Annotated in this window: 14 protein-coding genes (1 of these 14 only partly in view); 6 read left to right on the plus strand and 8 right to left on the minus strand. The window is 68.7% G+C overall.

Annotated elements, in window-relative coordinates; translation table 11 throughout:
- From OG452_RS07990 to thyX, 3 genes are all read right to left on the minus strand, one after another.
- Nucleotides 1-41, minus strand: partial view of a ribonuclease J gene (locus OG452_RS07990; protein WP_327294922.1) — the 5' portion only. 1,645 nt of this gene lie to the left of the window's left edge; 41 of the gene's 1,686 nt are visible here — the first part of the coding sequence; its start codon is at nt 39-41; its stop codon lies off the left edge, out of view.
- A 108-nt stretch (nt 42-149) separates the two neighbouring features.
- A complete protein-coding gene (dapA, locus tag OG452_RS07995; protein WP_327294923.1) occupies nt 150-1,049 on the minus strand; it encodes a 4-hydroxy-tetrahydrodipicolinate synthase in 900 nt (299 codons plus the stop codon).
- A 178-nt stretch (nt 1,050-1,227) separates the two neighbouring features.
- Entirely contained in the window at nt 1,228-1,968 is a 741-nt protein-coding gene (gene thyX, locus OG452_RS08000; RefSeq protein ID WP_327294924.1) for an FAD-dependent thymidylate synthase, read from the minus strand.
- A gap of 197 nt (nt 1,969-2,165) precedes the next feature.
- Here thyX and OG452_RS08005 point away from each other — a divergent pair, with 197 nt between their 5' ends.
- Nucleotides 2,166-2,405 (plus strand): hypothetical protein, encoded by a 240-nt coding sequence (locus OG452_RS08005; RefSeq protein WP_327294925.1) that lies wholly within the window; start codon nt 2,166-2,168, stop codon nt 2,403-2,405.
- Nucleotides 2,406-2,498: 93 nt separating this feature from the next.
- Complete coding sequence (locus OG452_RS08010; RefSeq protein ID WP_327294926.1) at nt 2,499-3,059, plus strand: hypothetical protein; 561 nt, start codon at nt 2,499-2,501, stop codon at nt 3,057-3,059.
- 59 nt (nt 3,060-3,118) lie between these two features.
- Here the strand turns inward: OG452_RS08010 and OG452_RS08015 are convergent, their stop codons facing one another.
- The 5 genes from OG452_RS08015 to rpsO all read right to left on the minus strand — a co-directional run bounded on the left by OG452_RS08015 (nt 3,119) and on the right by rpsO (nt 8,723).
- Nucleotides 3,119-3,571 (minus strand): tetratricopeptide repeat protein, encoded by a 453-nt coding sequence (locus tag OG452_RS08015; protein WP_327294927.1) that lies wholly within the window; start codon nt 3,569-3,571, stop codon nt 3,119-3,121.
- A 4-nt stretch (nt 3,572-3,575) separates the two neighbouring features.
- On the minus strand, nt 3,576-4,331 hold the full coding sequence (gene dapB / locus OG452_RS08020) for a 4-hydroxy-tetrahydrodipicolinate reductase (RefSeq protein ID WP_327294928.1): 756 nt from the start codon (nt 4,329-4,331) through the stop codon (nt 3,576-3,578).
- Nucleotides 4,332-4,412: 81 nt separating this feature from the next.
- Nucleotides 4,413-5,840 (minus strand): M16 family metallopeptidase, encoded by a 1,428-nt coding sequence (locus tag OG452_RS08025; protein WP_327294929.1) that lies wholly within the window; start codon nt 5,838-5,840, stop codon nt 4,413-4,415.
- Nucleotides 5,837-8,050 carry a polyribonucleotide nucleotidyltransferase gene (locus OG452_RS08030; RefSeq protein ID WP_327299550.1) on the minus strand — a complete coding sequence of 738 codons (2,214 nt, stop codon included), beginning with the start codon at nt 8,048-8,050 and terminating at the stop codon, nt 5,837-5,839. Before OG452_RS08030 ends, OG452_RS08025 begins: the two co-directional genes overlap by 4 nt.
- A 382-nt stretch (nt 8,051-8,432) precedes the next feature.
- The gene (gene rpsO / locus OG452_RS08035; protein WP_250297433.1) at nt 8,433-8,723 is read right to left on the minus strand and encodes a 30S ribosomal protein S15; all 291 of its coding nucleotides are present in this window, start codon (nt 8,721-8,723) and stop codon (nt 8,433-8,435) included.
- 312 nt (nt 8,724-9,035) lie between these two features.
- Between rpsO and ctaD the strand changes: the two genes are divergently transcribed.
- From ctaD to OG452_RS08055, 4 genes are all read left to right on the plus strand, one after another.
- A complete protein-coding gene (gene ctaD / locus OG452_RS08040) occupies nt 9,036-10,760 on the plus strand; it encodes an aa3-type cytochrome oxidase subunit I (RefSeq protein ID WP_327294930.1) in 1,725 nt (574 codons plus the stop codon).
- Between the two features lie 54 nt (nt 10,761-10,814).
- The gene (locus OG452_RS08045) at nt 10,815-11,156 is read left to right on the plus strand and encodes a hypothetical protein (RefSeq protein WP_327294931.1); all 342 of its coding nucleotides are present in this window, start codon (nt 10,815-10,817) and stop codon (nt 11,154-11,156) included.
- A 119-nt stretch (nt 11,157-11,275) separates the two neighbouring features.
- On the plus strand, nt 11,276-11,569 hold the full coding sequence (locus tag OG452_RS08050; RefSeq protein ID WP_327294932.1) for a DUF397 domain-containing protein: 294 nt from the start codon (nt 11,276-11,278) through the stop codon (nt 11,567-11,569).
- A 311-nt stretch (nt 11,570-11,880) separates the two neighbouring features.
- Nucleotides 11,881-15,192: an SCO5717 family growth-regulating ATPase gene (locus tag OG452_RS08055; protein WP_327294933.1), complete on the plus strand. Its 3,312-nt coding sequence runs from the start codon at nt 11,881-11,883 to the stop codon at nt 15,190-15,192.
- Nucleotides 15,193-15,204 lie beyond the last annotated feature (12 nt).

Consider the following 15,204-nt stretch of genomic DNA (forward strand, 5'->3'; position numbering starts at 1 on the left):
AGCTTCGGCGGTGCGCCGAGTTCAGGATGCGGATGACTCAAAAGACTCTCCTCACCACACACGCCACGTACCTGAGGCACGTGGCGCGCATGATTCGTGCACTTGCAGTTGTCAGAGTGATCTTGCGTATTCAGTTGTGAAGTCTGTGTTTAAAGTTCTACCCCGCCGGCGGCAAGATCGATCTTGAGCTGGGCCGTCTCCTCAGGGGCAAGTTCCACCAGAGGGAGCCTGAGCGGTCCGGCAGGCAGGCCCTGGAGGCTCAGTGCGGCCTTCGTCGTGATCACGCCCTGCGTCCGGAACATACCGGTGAAGACGGGCAGCAGACGCTGGTGGATCTCGGTCGCCTTCTGGACGTCACCCGCGAGGTAGGCCTCCAGAAGGGCTCGCAGCTCAGGGGTGACGAGATGGCCGACGACGGAGACGAATCCGCACGCGCCCACCGAGAAGAGCGGCAGGTTCAGCATGTCGTCGCCCGAGTACCAGGCCAGGCCGCTGCGCGCGATGGCCCAGCTGGCGCGGCCGAGGTCGCCCTTGGCGTCCTTGTTGGCCACGATGCGCGGGTGCTCGGCCAGCCGGACGATCGTCTCGGTGTTGATCGGCACACCGCTGCGGCCCGGGATGTCGTACAGCATGACGGGCAGCCCGGTGGAGTCCGCGATGGCGGTGAAGTGCCGGAGCAGGCCCTCCTGCGGCGGCTTGTTGTAGTACGGCGTCACGGCGAGCAGGCCGTGCGCTCCCGCGGTCTCGGCCGCTCGGGCCAGCTCCAGGCTGTGCCGGGTGTCGTTGGTGCCCACGCCCGCGATGACGTGAGCACGGTCTCCGACCGCTTCCCGTACCGCCCGCACGAGGTCGTTTTTCTCCGCGTCGCTGGTGGTCGGGGACTCACCGGTGGTGCCGTTGACAACCAGGCCGTCATTGCCTGCTTCCACCAGATGGGTGGCAAGCCGCTGCGCGCCGTCGATGTCGAGCGCGCCGTCCGCCGTGAAGGGCGTGACCATGGCGGTGAGGACCCGCCCGAAGGGGGTCTGCGGAGTGGAGATCGGAGCCATGGGTACCACGCTACTCGCTGCTCAGTGCGCTGCGTCCCCTCGGGGGACGGGAGCTACGGAGCCCGGCACTGCCTGCTCGGGGGTTCAAGCAGTGCCGGGTCCGTTTGATCAGCCTAGATGAACTTCAGCAAAGGGTGCAATCCGGACACCTCACGCGGCCCAGTCGCACATGCGTGCCTTATGGGGCGATCCGGCCGTTGCTGTTGAAGGCCGCATGGGTCAGCGGCATGAGCTTGTTCCAGTGCCCTTCCATCTGCTCGCCGACCATCTCGATCTCCCGCTGCGGGAAGGACGGCGTCCGCGCCAGCTCGTGCTGGGTACGCAGGCCGAGGAAGTGCATCAGCGACCGGGCGTTGCACGTCGCGTACATCGAGGAGAACAGGCCGACGGGCAGCACCGCACGGGCCACCTCGCGGGCCACACCGGCGGCCAGCATCTCCTGGTAGGCCTCGTATGCCTGCCGGTAGGAGTCCTCCATGACTCGGCCGGTGAGCTCCTGCTGGGCCGCGGTGCCCTCGACGAACTCGTACTTGCCGGGACGGCCCTGCTGGACCAGCTTTCGGGACTCTCCCGGTACGTAGAAGACCGGCTCCAGCTCCCTGTAGCGGCCGGATTCCTCGTTGTACGACCAGCCGACACGGTGCCGCATGAACTCACGGAACACGAAGATCGGGGCGCTGACGAAGAAGGTCATCGAGTTGTGCTCGAAGGGGCTGCCGTGCCGGTCCCGCATCAGATAGTTGATGAGGCCCTTGGAGCGCTCCGGGTCCTTCCGGAGCTCTTCGAGGGACTGCTCACCCGCCGTGGAGACTCGGGCCGCCCACAGCACGTCCGAGTCGCTCGCGCTGTGCTTCACCAGCTCGACGGTGACGTCGCTGCGGAAGCTCGGCTTGGGGTCTGAGGTGGGAGTGTCACTCACCGGCGGGGTCCTTCCAATTGCATCGCTCGGGCGGCGCCCACTCTACGGCGCGGCACCGACATCCAGGGCCGACGAACCGTCAGCAGAAAAGTTCTGCCCATTCGTGGAAATCGGGCACCGATCGGCTGCTTTGGACGTCTGAATCTGTGGAACCAGAGTGGAACCGGAAGTCTCGTGATCCAAGGAGAAGTGCCCCTATGTTCCGCCGGCGAGAGGCCGTCCCGTTCGCATTCGTCGCTGACGCAGACCGCTTCCGTAGCAACATCGAACCGCCGCCCCGTCAACGCCCCAGCGCCTCCCAGCTGGCCGGCCGTGTGCTCGTCGGCCTCACCGTCGTCGCGGGCCTGACGGGCTCGCTACTGTTGGGGCTGCCTGCTCTGGCAGCCGATCAGACGCCCGCGCAGACACATCAGTCCGAAGCGGCCCACGGCCACTGACTCGTCCGGACCCCTGGGGTGGTCGGGCGATGATCTCATCGGTAGCCTCACCGGGCACAGCCAATCGAGCGTGCTTGTGAGTGAGGATCAGTCGTGCCCCTGCCTTTCCTGACGGCCGACCGCGCGTTTGACGCAGCCGCCGAGAATGCCGGCGACGTCGCGCTGCCGTTCGACGACCACGACCAGTGGCGCCGCCCCTACCGCCCAGGACCCTGGCGGGTCGGGGCGGCAGCTCTGCTTCTGCTGCTCGCCTCGTTCGTCCTGCTGGCGGCGATGATCATCGCTTTCGCCGGCGCGGTGTCGGGTGCGGGCGTCACTCTCGTACTCGGCCTCGTAGTGGTGGCCTGCGCCCTGCGGCTGCTGCGGATGGGCACCTGGGTGAGCAGGCACGGAGTGCGGCGGGTGGGCTTCTTCAAGACGGTGACCGTGCCCTGGGGCCGTACCGCGGCCGTCCGCACGGTGCAGCAGCCGGTCCGCTGGCTGGGGCTGCCGCGCACGGTACAGGGCGAGGCGCTTCTGCTCGTACAGCGGAACGGTGAGCGGCTGTCGCCGCTGCTCACCGACCACAGTGCCGACTTCCTGGCACGCCACGAGGCCTTCGACCGGGCAGCGGACACGGTCGAGGCCTGGGGTGCGGAGTACCGGCTCGGCTGAGCGGCCGTGGAGAAACCAGCCCGGCCGGGCGGAGGATTTCCCGGCGACCCGCAGGCCCGTCAGATACTGACGGGCCTGCCCGCGTGCAGGGCGATGGCCCGCTGCATGGCCTTGCGGGCGCGCGGGGTGTCCCTGGCGTCCTGGTAGGCGACCGCGAGGCGGAACCAGCAGCGCCAGTCGTCCGGGCTGTCCTCGGTCTCCTCCTTGCGGCGGACGAAGACCGCGTCGGCCGAGTCGCGGTCGATCCGGCCGCTGGGCGTACGTACCAACTCGTCGACGGGCAGGCCGCCTTCGGCGTCCAGTTCGGCGGCGAGCCGGTTGGCCCGCCGGACGAACTGGGTGTTCTTCCAGAGGAACCAGATGCCGATCAGCGGCAGGATCAGCACCGCCACGCCGAAGGTGACCGTGAGCAGCGTGCCGTTCTCGATGAGCAGCACCCCCCGGCTGCCGACCAGGACGAAGTAGAAGACCAGGACGGCGGCCGTGACGAGGTAGGTGATCTTTGCGCGCATCGGGTCAGCTCAGATCGAGGAAGTGTTCCAGGCCGAGGGTGAGGCCGGGGGTGGCCACCACGCGGCGCGTGCCGAGCAGGATGCCCGGCATGAAGCTGCTGTGGTGCAGGGAGTCGTGGCGGATGGTGAGGGTCTCGCCCTCGCCGCCGAGGAGCACCTCCTGGTGGGCCAGGAGGCCGCGCAGCCGTACGGAGTGCACCGGGACGCCGTCGACGTCGGCTCCGCGGGCGCCGTCCAGTGCGGTGCTCGTGGCGTCCGGCTGCGGGGCGCAGCCGGCCTTGGCGCGGGCGGCCGCGATGAGCTGAGCGGTGCGCTGCGCGGTGCCCGACGGGGCGTCCGCCTTGTTCGGGTGGTGCAGCTCGATCACTTCGACGGACTCGAAGAAACGCGCTGCCGCCTGGGCGAACGCCATGGTGAGCACGGCGCCGATGGAGAAGTTCGGGGCGATGAGGACGCCGGTCTCCGGGGAGTCGGCGAGCCAGGAGCGGAGCTGCGCGAGGCGGTCTTCGGTCCAGCCCGTGGTGCCGACGACGCCGTGGATTCCGTTGCGTAGGCAGAATTCGAGGTTGCCCATCACCGCGTCGGGGTGCGTCAGGTCGATGGCCACCTGCGCTCCGGACGCGGTGAGTGCGTCGAGCTCGTCGCCGCGGTCGAGGGCGGCGACCAGTTCCATGTCGTCGGCGGCGTCGACGGCCCGTGCGGCTTCGGAGCCGATACGGCCCCGGGCGCCGAGGACCGCGACGCGCAGCTTGCTGCTCATGCTTGCTCTTCCTTCATCGCTCGCGCTTCACGCGTCATGGCTGACGCGTTTCACAGACGGTTCAGCTACGGACGGTTCAGCTCAGGAGACCGCTTCGTGGAGGCGGTCGGCCTGCTTGTCCTTCAGCGGCCCGATCACCGAAAGCGAGGGGCGCTGTCCCAATATGTCCTGGGCGACCGCGCGGACTTCGTCAGGGGTGACCGCGGTGATCCGCTCCAGCATCTCGTCGACCGACAGCTGGGTGCCCCAGCACAGTTCGCTCTTGCCGATGCGGTTCATCAGCGCCCCCGTGTCCTCCATGCCGAGCACCGTGGAACCGGCGAGCTGGCCGATCGCGCGGCGGATCTCCTCGTCGGTGACCCCTTCGCCCGCTGCCCGGTCGAGCTCGTCCCGGCAGATCTTCAGGACGTCGTGGACCTGGTTGGGGCGGCAGCCCGCGTAGACGCCGAAGAGCCCGCAGTCGGCGAAGCCCGAGGTGTACGAGTACACGCTGTAGGCGAGGCCGCGCTTCTCCCGTACCTCCTGGAAGAGACGGGAGCTCATGCCGCCGCCGAGTGCGGTGTTGAGGACACCGAGCGCCCAGCGCCGGTCGTCGGTCCTGGCCAGGCCGGGCATCCCGAGGACTATGTGCGCCTGCTCGGTCTTGCGGTTCAGCAGGTCGACGCCGCCCGCGGAGCGCAGGGTGCGGGACCCGGTGCGCGGATCCACCGGTACCGCGTCGGTACGGGACAGCGCGCCCGCGCGCTCGAACGCATCGCTGACCTGGCGTACCACGGTGTCGTGGTCGATGTTGCCCGCGGCGGCGACGACGAGGTGCGTCGGGTCGTAGTGCTTCTTGTAGAAGCGGGCGATCTGGCTGCGGCTGAGCCCGTTGACGGTGTCGACGGTGCCGAGAACCGGGCGGCCGAGCGGGGTGTCGCCGAACATCGTCTGCGCGAAGAGGTCGTGTACGACATCGCCGGGGTCGTCCTCGGTCATCGCGATCTCTTCGAGGATGACGCCACGCTCGGCCTCGACGTCATCGGCGGTGATCAGCGAACCGGTCAGCATGTCGCAGACGACGTCTGTCGCCAGTGGCAGATCGCTGTCCAGGACCCGCGCGTAGTAGCAGGTGTACTCCTTCGCCGTGAAGGCGTTCATCTCGCCGCCGACGGCGTCGACCGCGGCGGAGATGTCGAGGGCGCTGCGCTTCTCGGTGCCCTTGAAGAGGAGGTGTTCCAGGTAGTGGGTGGCTCCGTTGAGGGACGGCGTCTCGTCGCGGGATCCGACGTTCGCCCAGATCCCGAAAGTCGCCGAGCGTACTGAGGGGACGGTCTCGGTGACGATGCGCAGACCGCCCGGGAGGACGGTCCTGCGGACCGTGTCGCTGGACTGTGCTCCGGCGTTGCTCACGTTTCCGTCCTTGAATGCACTGCTGCCGTTCTCGTCCGTGAGGTGGCTCTGGGTACGGGCGACGGCCCGCGCCTCCGATGAGGTGCGGGCCGTCGTCACGGAACTACGGGACGTCACTTGTCGGCGTCGTCCTTCTTCTCGTCTTCTTCACCCTCGATGACGGGGACGAGGGAGAGCTTGCCGCGGGAGTCGATCTCGCCGATCTCGACCTGGACCTTGGAGCCGACCGCGAGCACGTCCTCGACGTTCTCCACGCGCTTGCCACCGGCGAGCTTGCGGATCTGCGAGATGTGCAGCAGGCCGTCCTTGCCCGGCATGAGCGACACGAACGCACCGAAGGTCGTGGTCTTGACGACCGTGCCCAGGTAACGCTCGCCGACCTCCGGCATGGTCGGGTTGGCGATCGAGTTGATCGTGGCGCGCGCGGCCTCGGCCTGCGAACCCTGCTGGGCACCGATGTAGATGGTGCCGTCGTCCTCGATCGTGATGTCGGCGCCGGTGTCCTCCTGGATCTGGTTGATCATCTTGCCCTTGGGGCCGATGACCTCACCGATCTTGTCCACCGGGATCTTGACGGTGATGATCCGCGGGGCGTTCGGGGACATCTCGTCCGGGACGTCGATGGCCTCGTTCATCACGTCGAGGATGTGGAGGCGGGCGTCACGGGCCTGCTTCAGCGCGGCGGCCAGGACCGAGGCGGGGATGCCGTCGAGCTTGGTATCGAGCTGCAGCGCGGTCACGAACTGCTTCGTGCCGGCGACCTTGAAGTCCATGTCGCCGTAGGCGTCCTCCGCACCGAGGATGTCGGTGAGGGCGACGTAGTGCGTCTTGCCGTCGATCTCCTGCGAGATGAGGCCCATGGCGATACCGGCGACGGCGGCCTTGAGGGGCACACCGGCGTTCAGCAGGGACATGGTGGAGGCGCAGACCGAGCCCATGGACGTCGAGCCGTTGGAGCCCAGCGCCTCGGAGACCTGGCGGATCGCGTACGGGAACTCCTCGCGCGTCGGCAGCACCGGCACGATGGCGCGCTCGGCGAGCGCTCCGTGGCCGATCTCGCGGCGCTTGGGCGAGCCCACGCGGCCGGTCTCACCGACGGAGTACGGCGGGAAATTGTAGTTGTGCATGTAGCGCTTGCGGGTCACCGGGGAGAGGGTGTCCAGCTGCTGCTCCATGCGGAGCATGTTGAGGGTGGTGACACCCAGGATCTGGGTCTCGCCACGCTCGAAGAGCGCCGAACCGTGCACACGCGGGATGGCCTCGACCTCGGCGGCGAGCGTACGGATGTCCGTGACGCCGCGGCCGTCGATGCGGACCTTGTCCTTGATGACGCGCTCGCGCACGACGGACTTGGTCAGCGCGCGGTACGCGCCGGAGATCTCCTTCTCGCGGCCCTCGAACTTCGGGAGCAGCTTCTCGACGGCGATCTCCTTGACGCGGTCCAGCTCGGCCTCGCGCTCCTGCTTGCCGGCGATGGTGAGCGCCTTGGCGAGCTCGGTCCTGACCGCGGCGGTGAGCGCCTCCAGGACGTCGTCCTGGTAGTCGAGGAAGACCGGGAAGTCGCCGGTGGGCTTGGCGGCCTTGGCGGCGAGGTCGGACTGTGCCTTGCAGAGCGCCTTGATGAAGGGCTTCGCGGCTTCGAGACCGGCGGCGACGACCTCTTCGGTCGGGGCCTCGGCGCCGTCCTTGACCAGCTGGATGGTCTTCTCGGTGGCCTCGGCCTCGACCATCATGATCGCGACGTCGCCGTCGTCGAGCACGCGGCCCGCGACGACCATGTCGAAGACGGCGTCCTCAAGCTCGGTGTGCGTCGGGAAGGCGACCCACTGGCCCTTGATCAGAGCGACGCGGGTGCCGCCGATCGGGCCGGAGAAGGGCAGGCCGGCCAGCATCGTGGAGCAGGAGGCGGCGTTGATCGCGACCACGTCGTACAGGTGGTCGGGGTTGAGCGCCATGATCGTCTCGACGATCTGGATCTCGTTGCGCAGGCCCTTCTTGAAGGAGGGGCGCAGCGGCCGGTCGATCAGACGGCAGGTGAGGATCGCGTCCTCGGAGGGGCGGCCCTCGCGGCGGAAGAAGGAGCCGGGGATCTTGCCGGCCGCGTACTGCCGCTCCTCGACGTCCACCGTGAGGGGGAAGAAGTCGAGCTGGTCCTTGGGCTTCTTGGAAGCGCTGGTGGCCGACAGCACCATGGTGTCGTCGTCCAGGTACGCCACGGCGGAGCCGGCGGCCTGCTTGGCGAGGCGGCCCGTCTCGAAGCGGATGGTGCGGGTGCCGAAGGTTCCGTTGTCAATAACGGCCTCGGCGTAGTGGGTCTCGTTCTCCACTAGCGTTTTCTCCATACTCGTCGTCTTTCGTCCCCCAGCCCGTGTGGCGGGGAACGGGGCGGAGAAGCGCTCCATGGTTGCGGGGCCGGTCTTCGATCGGAGCACCCGGGTGATGTTTCCCGGGGGCCACTACCGAGGACCGGCGGCGGCTGGAGGGCGCTTCCCCTCGTTCGGTACTGCAGCATTCGGTACTGCGGTTCTGCGTACTGCGGTGTTCGGTACTGCCGTGTTCCGTACTGCGGCGTTCGGTACCGCAGCGTTCTGTACTGCCGTGCACACCCAGATTACTGAGCCCGGTCCGGGTTCCGCACGTACAGCAGTGGCACGTACGGCAAAGGGAGCGGTCCCCAGGAAATGGGGCCCGCTCCCTCGCACAACGTTCCTACTTGGCGCCGCCGGCCGCACCGCGGCGGATGCCGAGGCGGTCGACCAGCGCACGGAAGCGCTGGATGTCCTTCTTGGCCAGGTACTGGAGAAGGCGGCGACGCTGGCCGACCAGGATCAGCAGACCCCGGCGGGAGTGGTGGTCGTGCTTGTGCATCTTGAGGTGCTCAGTCAGGTCCGAGATGCGACGCGAGAGCATGGCGACCTGAACCTCGGGGGAACCGGTGTCGCCTTCCTTCTGGCCGAACTCGGTCATGATCTGCTTCTTCGTAGCGGCGTCGAGCGACACGCATACTCCTCGTGAGTCTTCAGGCCACCGAGTGCCCCAGGTCGAATACGCTGGGGAGCTTCCGTAACTCGGGAGGCGGGGTCCGCTGGGCGCAGCCTCCAGGTCATCCGGAGGCGCGTACACAGACGGCCGTCACACAGCGTATCAGCCTTTCCGAGTCGGCCGGCCCGCGCCCCTGCTCCCGTCCGTGGACCCGAATGGCTCAAGCCGCGCGCCACGCCACGCCGCCTCAGATCCCTTCGGCTTGAGCTGCGCCATGCTCCTGTGCTGTCCAGCCCGTCAGGGCGCGACCACAGCAGCAGGAGCAGCGCAGTGACGACGAGGGCCACCGAGGACTCACCCACGTCCGATGACGATTACGACAGCGAGGTACCGGTACGCCGCAGGAGTCCCGGAAGGTTCATCGTCACCTGGGCGACCACGACCGATCACAAGACGATCGGAACGATGTATCTGACGACATCGTTCGCCTTCTTCTGCATCGGCGGCGTGATGGCGCTCCTGATGCGAGCCGAGCTGGCGCGGCCGGGTACGCAGATCGTGTCGAACGAGCAGTACAACCAGGCCTTCACGATGCACGGCACGATCATGCTGCTGATGTTCGCGACGCCGCTGTTCATCGGCTTCACCAACTGGATCATGCCGTTGCAGATCGGGGCGCCCGATGTGGCGTTCCCGCGGCTGAACCTCTTCGCCTACTGGCTGTACCTGTTCGGTGCGCTGATCGTGATGGGCGGGTTCCTCACCCCGGACGGGTCGGCCGACTTCGGCTGGTTCGCATACTCCCCGCTGAACAACCAGACCCACTCCCCCGGGGTCGGCGCGGACCTGTGGATCATGGGGCTGGCCTTCCAGGGCTTCGGCACGATCCTTGGTTCGGTCAACTTCATCACCACGATCATCTGCATGCGCGCCCCCGGTATGACGATGTTCCGGATGCCGATCTTCGTGTGGAACACGCTGCTCACCGCCGTGCTCGTGCTGCTGGCCTTCCCCGTACTGGCCGCCGCGCTGCTCGTGCTGGAGGCGGACCGCAAGTTCGGCGCCCATGTCTTCGACGCGCCCAACGGGGGGGCCCTGCTGTGGCAGCACCTCTTCTGGTTCTTCGGGCACCCGGAGGTGTACATCATCGCCCTGCCGTTCTTCGGGATCGTCACCGAGATCATCCCGGTGTTCTCCCGCAAGCCGGTCTTCGGCTACATCGGCCTGGTCGGGGCCACGATCTCCATCGCGGGGCTCTCGGTGACGGTGTGGGCCCACCACATGTTCGTCACCGGCGGTGTGCTCCTGCCGTTCTTCTCCTTCATGACCTTCCTGATCGCGGTGCCGACCGGTGTGAAGTTCTTCAACTGGATCGGCACGATGTGGAAGGGGTCGCTGTCCTTCGAGACACCGATGCTCTGGTCCATCGGCTTCCTGGTCACGTTCCTCTTCGGTGGTCTGACCGGTGTCATCCTGGCCTCGCCCCCGATGGACTTCCATGTGTCCGACTCGTACTTCGTGGTCGCGCACTTCCATTACGTGGTGTTCGGGACCGTGGTCTTCGCGATGTTCGCCGGGTTCTATTTCTGGTGGCCGAAGTTCACGGGCAAGATGCTGGACGAGCGGCTCGGCAAGATCAACTTCTGGACGCTCTTCGTGGGTTTCCACGGCACGTTCCTGGTGCAGCACTGGCTGGGCGCGGAGGGTATGCCGCGGCGGTACGCGGACTATCTCGCCGTTGACGGCTTCACCACGCTGAACACCATCTCGAGCATCAGCTCCTTCCTGCTGGGGCTCTCGCTGCTGCCGTTCTTCTACAACGTCTGGAAGACCGCCAAGTACGGCAAGCCGGTCACGGTCGACGACCCGTGGGGCTACGGCCGCTCGCTCGAATGGGCGACATCCTGCCCGCCGCCCCGGCACAACTTCACGACCCTTCCGAGGATCCGCTCGGAGGGCCCGGCGTTCGACCTCCACTACCCCGCGGTCAACGCTCTCCAAGCAGCGGGGCACACAGCGGGCGCCCCCTCATCCACCGGCGCCGGGGACGAGTAGCGCAGCGAAAGAAGAGGAGAAGAAGAGAAGCGGAAGGGACGGCGAGGAGACGGCGTGGCAACCGACGAAGACACCGCGCGCGGTCTCGTGCGGATCGAGGGGTATCTGCTGTGGAGCGCGGAACTGGAGGAGGCCCGGCGGCAGGCGGCCCGCTTCGCCGGCCAGCTGCCCTGGCTGACAACGGCCCAGCGGGACGAGGTGGAACGCGTCTACACGGCCGACCGGGTGGCCGTCTCCCGGGCCGTGCTCGTACGGATCTCGGGCCGGGCGGCCGAGCTGCGCGGCGAGTACACCGCGCGCTATGAGCAGTTGAAGCGGCGCTGCGTGTCGGTGACGGTGATGGCAGTCGGTGCGGTGAGCGGTACGTATACGGCGATCGCGCTGCTCAGCCGGTGACCACGCAGCACCCGCCGTCATCCCGGATCCACGTCGCCCGGAACCCATGAGCGGGACCGGTCTCTCCAAGTAGGGTGAGCGAACAGCTTGTTCGTACGTGGTGAAGGGACCGGGCAGCCATGGCTGACGCACACGACAAGGACCGCAAGGAACGCGAGAAGGAAGAGCTCTACGCCCTCGACATCTCCGGTGTCGAGTGGCAGGGCGCGCCCGGCACCTCGGAGCACGAGGAGCGGGTCGAGATCGCGTATCTGCCGGACGGGGCCGTGGCCATGAGGTCGTCCGTCGACCACGGAACAGTGCTGCGGTACACGGAAGCGGAATGGCGCGCTTTCGTGCTGGGCGCCCGCGACGGCGAATTCGACCTGGAGCCCGCACCCCACAACGGCGGGATGACGAGCGCCGCGGAGTAGCCCGGGGCAGGGGACGGCCACGACGGATCGATTTTGGGCGACTTTCGGCACCTTCCTTCCGTTATGACCGATGCCTTGTGGCGTAACAGGGCCTGTTTCGGGCGCCCCTTGACGTAAAGGTCACGCCCGACGGTGCACTCCGTCATGCCGTCCCGGTACGAATGGTGATTAGGCTGGGACGGGGGCGCGGGCCAGAACCCGCAAACGGGGTGTTCGCGTCCTCACGGGGAGAGCCAGGCGGATCGGACGACAACGGTCGCCCCCCATCCACTACGGCACGAGGGTGCTAGAGCACACCAGCGGGAGGCATTGTGAACAGCGATCGGGACGAGATTCGCGGGGGACCGAACACACCCGTCGACGATCAGTCCGACGCGGATCCCGCCGAGACGGGTGAGTTCACCATCGACTACACCCCTCCCGCCTGGTACACGCAGAACGCTTCGGACGCTCAGGCTTCGGACGCTCAGGCGAAGGAGCCGGCACCGGCCGATCCGCCGCCCGCTCCCACTCCCCCGCCGCCCGCTCCGCCGGTGCCTCGGCCCGAGATGCCCCAGGTGACTCAGGTGCCTCAGGTGCAGCCCACCGGTCCTGTCGGTGGGCCTGCGGCTGTGCCGGGGCTGCCGCTGACGGGCGGGTTCCAGCCGAACTGGAGCCCGGCGCCGGCCGCTGCGGAGAAGGAAGAACCGGAGACGAAGGAAGCACCGGAGACGCGGGCCGGACGTCCAGCGGAGCCGGGTACTGGCGCGGCGCCCGAAGCGGACGCGGATTCCAAGTGGGACCGGATGCACGAATCGGACGGGGCTCCCGAGCAGGAGCCGGAGTCCGATCAGGAGCCGAAGTCCCGGGCCGATGCGGAATCTGCCCCGGAGTCATTCGGTGATTCCGTGTCCGAGGCCGGAGATGAGCCCGAGTCGGCGTCCGAGCCCGTCGCACCGGTCGTTCAGGACCAGGAACCGGAGCCGGCAGCAGAACCGGGCCCGAAGGGTGCGCCCGAGAAGGCAGCCGAGGCGTTCGGTGGGGGTGAGGTGGAGAGCGCGGACACCATGAAGTTCTCCCCCGCCGCGCTGAAGCGTGAGTTCGAGAAGCTCGAAGCGGCTGCGAAGGCCGCGCGGGAGCGGCCCTGGACCCCTCCGGGCACCGAGCCGGAGAGCACCCCGCCCGCCCCCGCTCCGACGGCCGGAACGTCCAGCGGGTCTCCCGGCCCCTATCGGTCCGACGCGTTCGCGGATGTCGCCGCCTCGTTCGACCTGCCCGGCACTCCGCGCGGCACTGACAGGCGGAGTGACTTCGGGGCGGATTCCGGAGCGGCGGCCGGGCCCGTCCGAGAGGCCGCCGACGCCGTACCCGCGCCAACCGAGGCAGTCGAGGACGCGGTGCCGCCGCACGTTCCGGACGACCCGGAGCCGCAGGACGCGCCTCCCGCGCCCGCCCAGCCCTGGGCACCCGCGCCCTCCGCTTCGCCGCAGAGTGAACTGCCGCCGCTGCCGCCCGCGTTCCAGCCCGCCGCGCCGCCGCCCGCTCCGCAGTGGCCGGTGAGCACGCCGAGCGCCGATCAGTCGCAGCCGTACCCCGGGCCGCACCAGCCGCAGCCGCAGGGCCCGCCCGCGGTCGGTCCGGCGGCTCCCCCGGCGCCGCCGTCCTGGCCCCCGCAGACCGCCCAGCCGGCCGGCGAGCAGGGTGGTTACGGCTTCCCGCGGTCCCCCGAGCCTGCTGCCCCTCAGCAGCCACAGCAGCCCCAGCAACAGACACCGGGCACGCCTCCCCCGGCTCAGGTTCCGCAGGGACAGGCCGGTTACGGGTTCCCGCAGCCGGCCCCCAGCCTCCCCGCACCCCAACAGCCGCAGCAGCCGCAGCCTGGTTACGGGTTCCCGCAGCAACCACTGCCGCCCCAGGCACCTCAGCCGCCGCACAGCGGATATGGGTTCCCGCAGCAGCAGGCTCCGCAGGGGCAGGCCGGTTACGGATTCCCGCAGCCGGCCCCCGACCTCCCCGCACCGCAGCAGCCGCAGGCACCCCAGGCACAGCAGCCTCAGCAGCACCCCGAATCAGGCTACGGCTTCCCGCAGCCCGGTGCCCCTGCCCCGAACCTGCCCGCGCAGCAGAATCCGCAGGCCCAGGATCCCCGGCAGGCCCAGCAGCCCGGCGCCCCCGTCGACCCCCGCACCGGAGCCGCGTGGCCGCAGCCCGTTGCCCATGATCAGCGGGAGCGTTCGGTTCCGGGTGCGCCGCTCGGGTACACGGCGGCCGTCGAGCTGTCGTCCGACCGGCTGATCCGCAACAAGCAGAAGACGAAGAGCAGTCGCAGCGGTCCGGCCGGTGGTTCGCGCTTCAAGATCGGCGGCAAGAAGGAGGAGGCCGAGCGGCAGCGCAAGCTCGAACTCATCCGGACGCCGGTCCTCTCCTGCTACCGGATCGCCGTCATCAGCCTCAAGGGCGGTGTCGGCAAGACCACCACGACGACCGCGCTGGGCGCCACGCTCGCCACCGAACGGCAGGACAAGATCCTGGCGATCGATGCCAACCCGGACGCCGGAACGCTCGGCAGGCGGGTACGGCGTGAGACCGGGGCCACCATCCGAGACCTGGTCCAGGCGATCCCGCACCTCAACTCGTACATGGACATCCGCCGGTTCACCTCGCAGGCGCCCTCCGGTCTGGAGATCATCGCCAACGACGTGGACCCCGCCGTCTCCACCACGTTCAACGACGAGGACTACCGCCGGGCCATCGACGTCCTGGGCAAGCAGTACCCGGTCATCCTGACCGACTCCGGTACGGGGCTGCTCTACAGCGCGATGCGGGGCGTACTCGACCTCGCCGACCAGCTGATCATCGTCTCCACCCCCTCCGTCGACGGCGCCTCCAGTGCGAGCACCACGCTCGACTGGCTCTCGGCGCACGGCTATTCGGACCTGGTCGCCCGGTCGCTCACCGTGATCTCGGGGGTCCGCGAGACCGGCAAGATGATCAAGGTCGACGACATCGTGCAGCACTTCGAGACCCGCTGCCGTGCGGTCGTCGTCGTGCCGTTCGACGAGCACCTGTCGGCGGGTGCCGAGGTCGACCTGGACATGATGCGGCCGAAGACCCGCGAGGCGTACTTCAACCTCTCCGCCCTGGTCGCCGAGGACTTCCAACGCGCCCAGCAGGCGCAGGGGTTGTGGACCGGCAGCGGCCAGGCCTCGCCTCCGCACATGGCCCCGCCGCTGCCCGGTCGGCAGCAGCCGTACCCGCCCCAGGGGCCGCAGGCACCTCAAGGACCGCAGCAGCCCTACGGAGGTCAGCAGCCTCCGCAGGGCCAGCCCCCGCAGCAGCCCTATCCGCCGCAGCAAGGGGGCTGGCAGCAGCAGTCGGCGCAGCCCGGCCGGCCGGGACAGCAGGGTCAGGGGCAACAGGCTCCGGGACAACAGGGTCAGGGGCATCCGGGACAGCCCGGCCAGCCTCCCCCGCCGGGGCAGCCCTGGCAGCAGCAGCCGGGACAGCCGCTCCCCCAGCCGCAGCAGCAGGGACACCCAGGTCAGCCCGGTCAGCCCGGTCAGCCTGAGTCGCAGGGACCCGTGCCGCCCGCCGGGTGGCCTCAGCAGCAGCCCCCGCAGGCACCGGCGGCCCCTCAGCAGTAAGGCGATAAGGGT

This window comes from Streptomyces sp. NBC_01197 (assembly GCF_036010505.1).
Classification (GTDB): Bacteria; Actinomycetota; Actinomycetes; order Streptomycetales; family Streptomycetaceae; genus Streptomyces.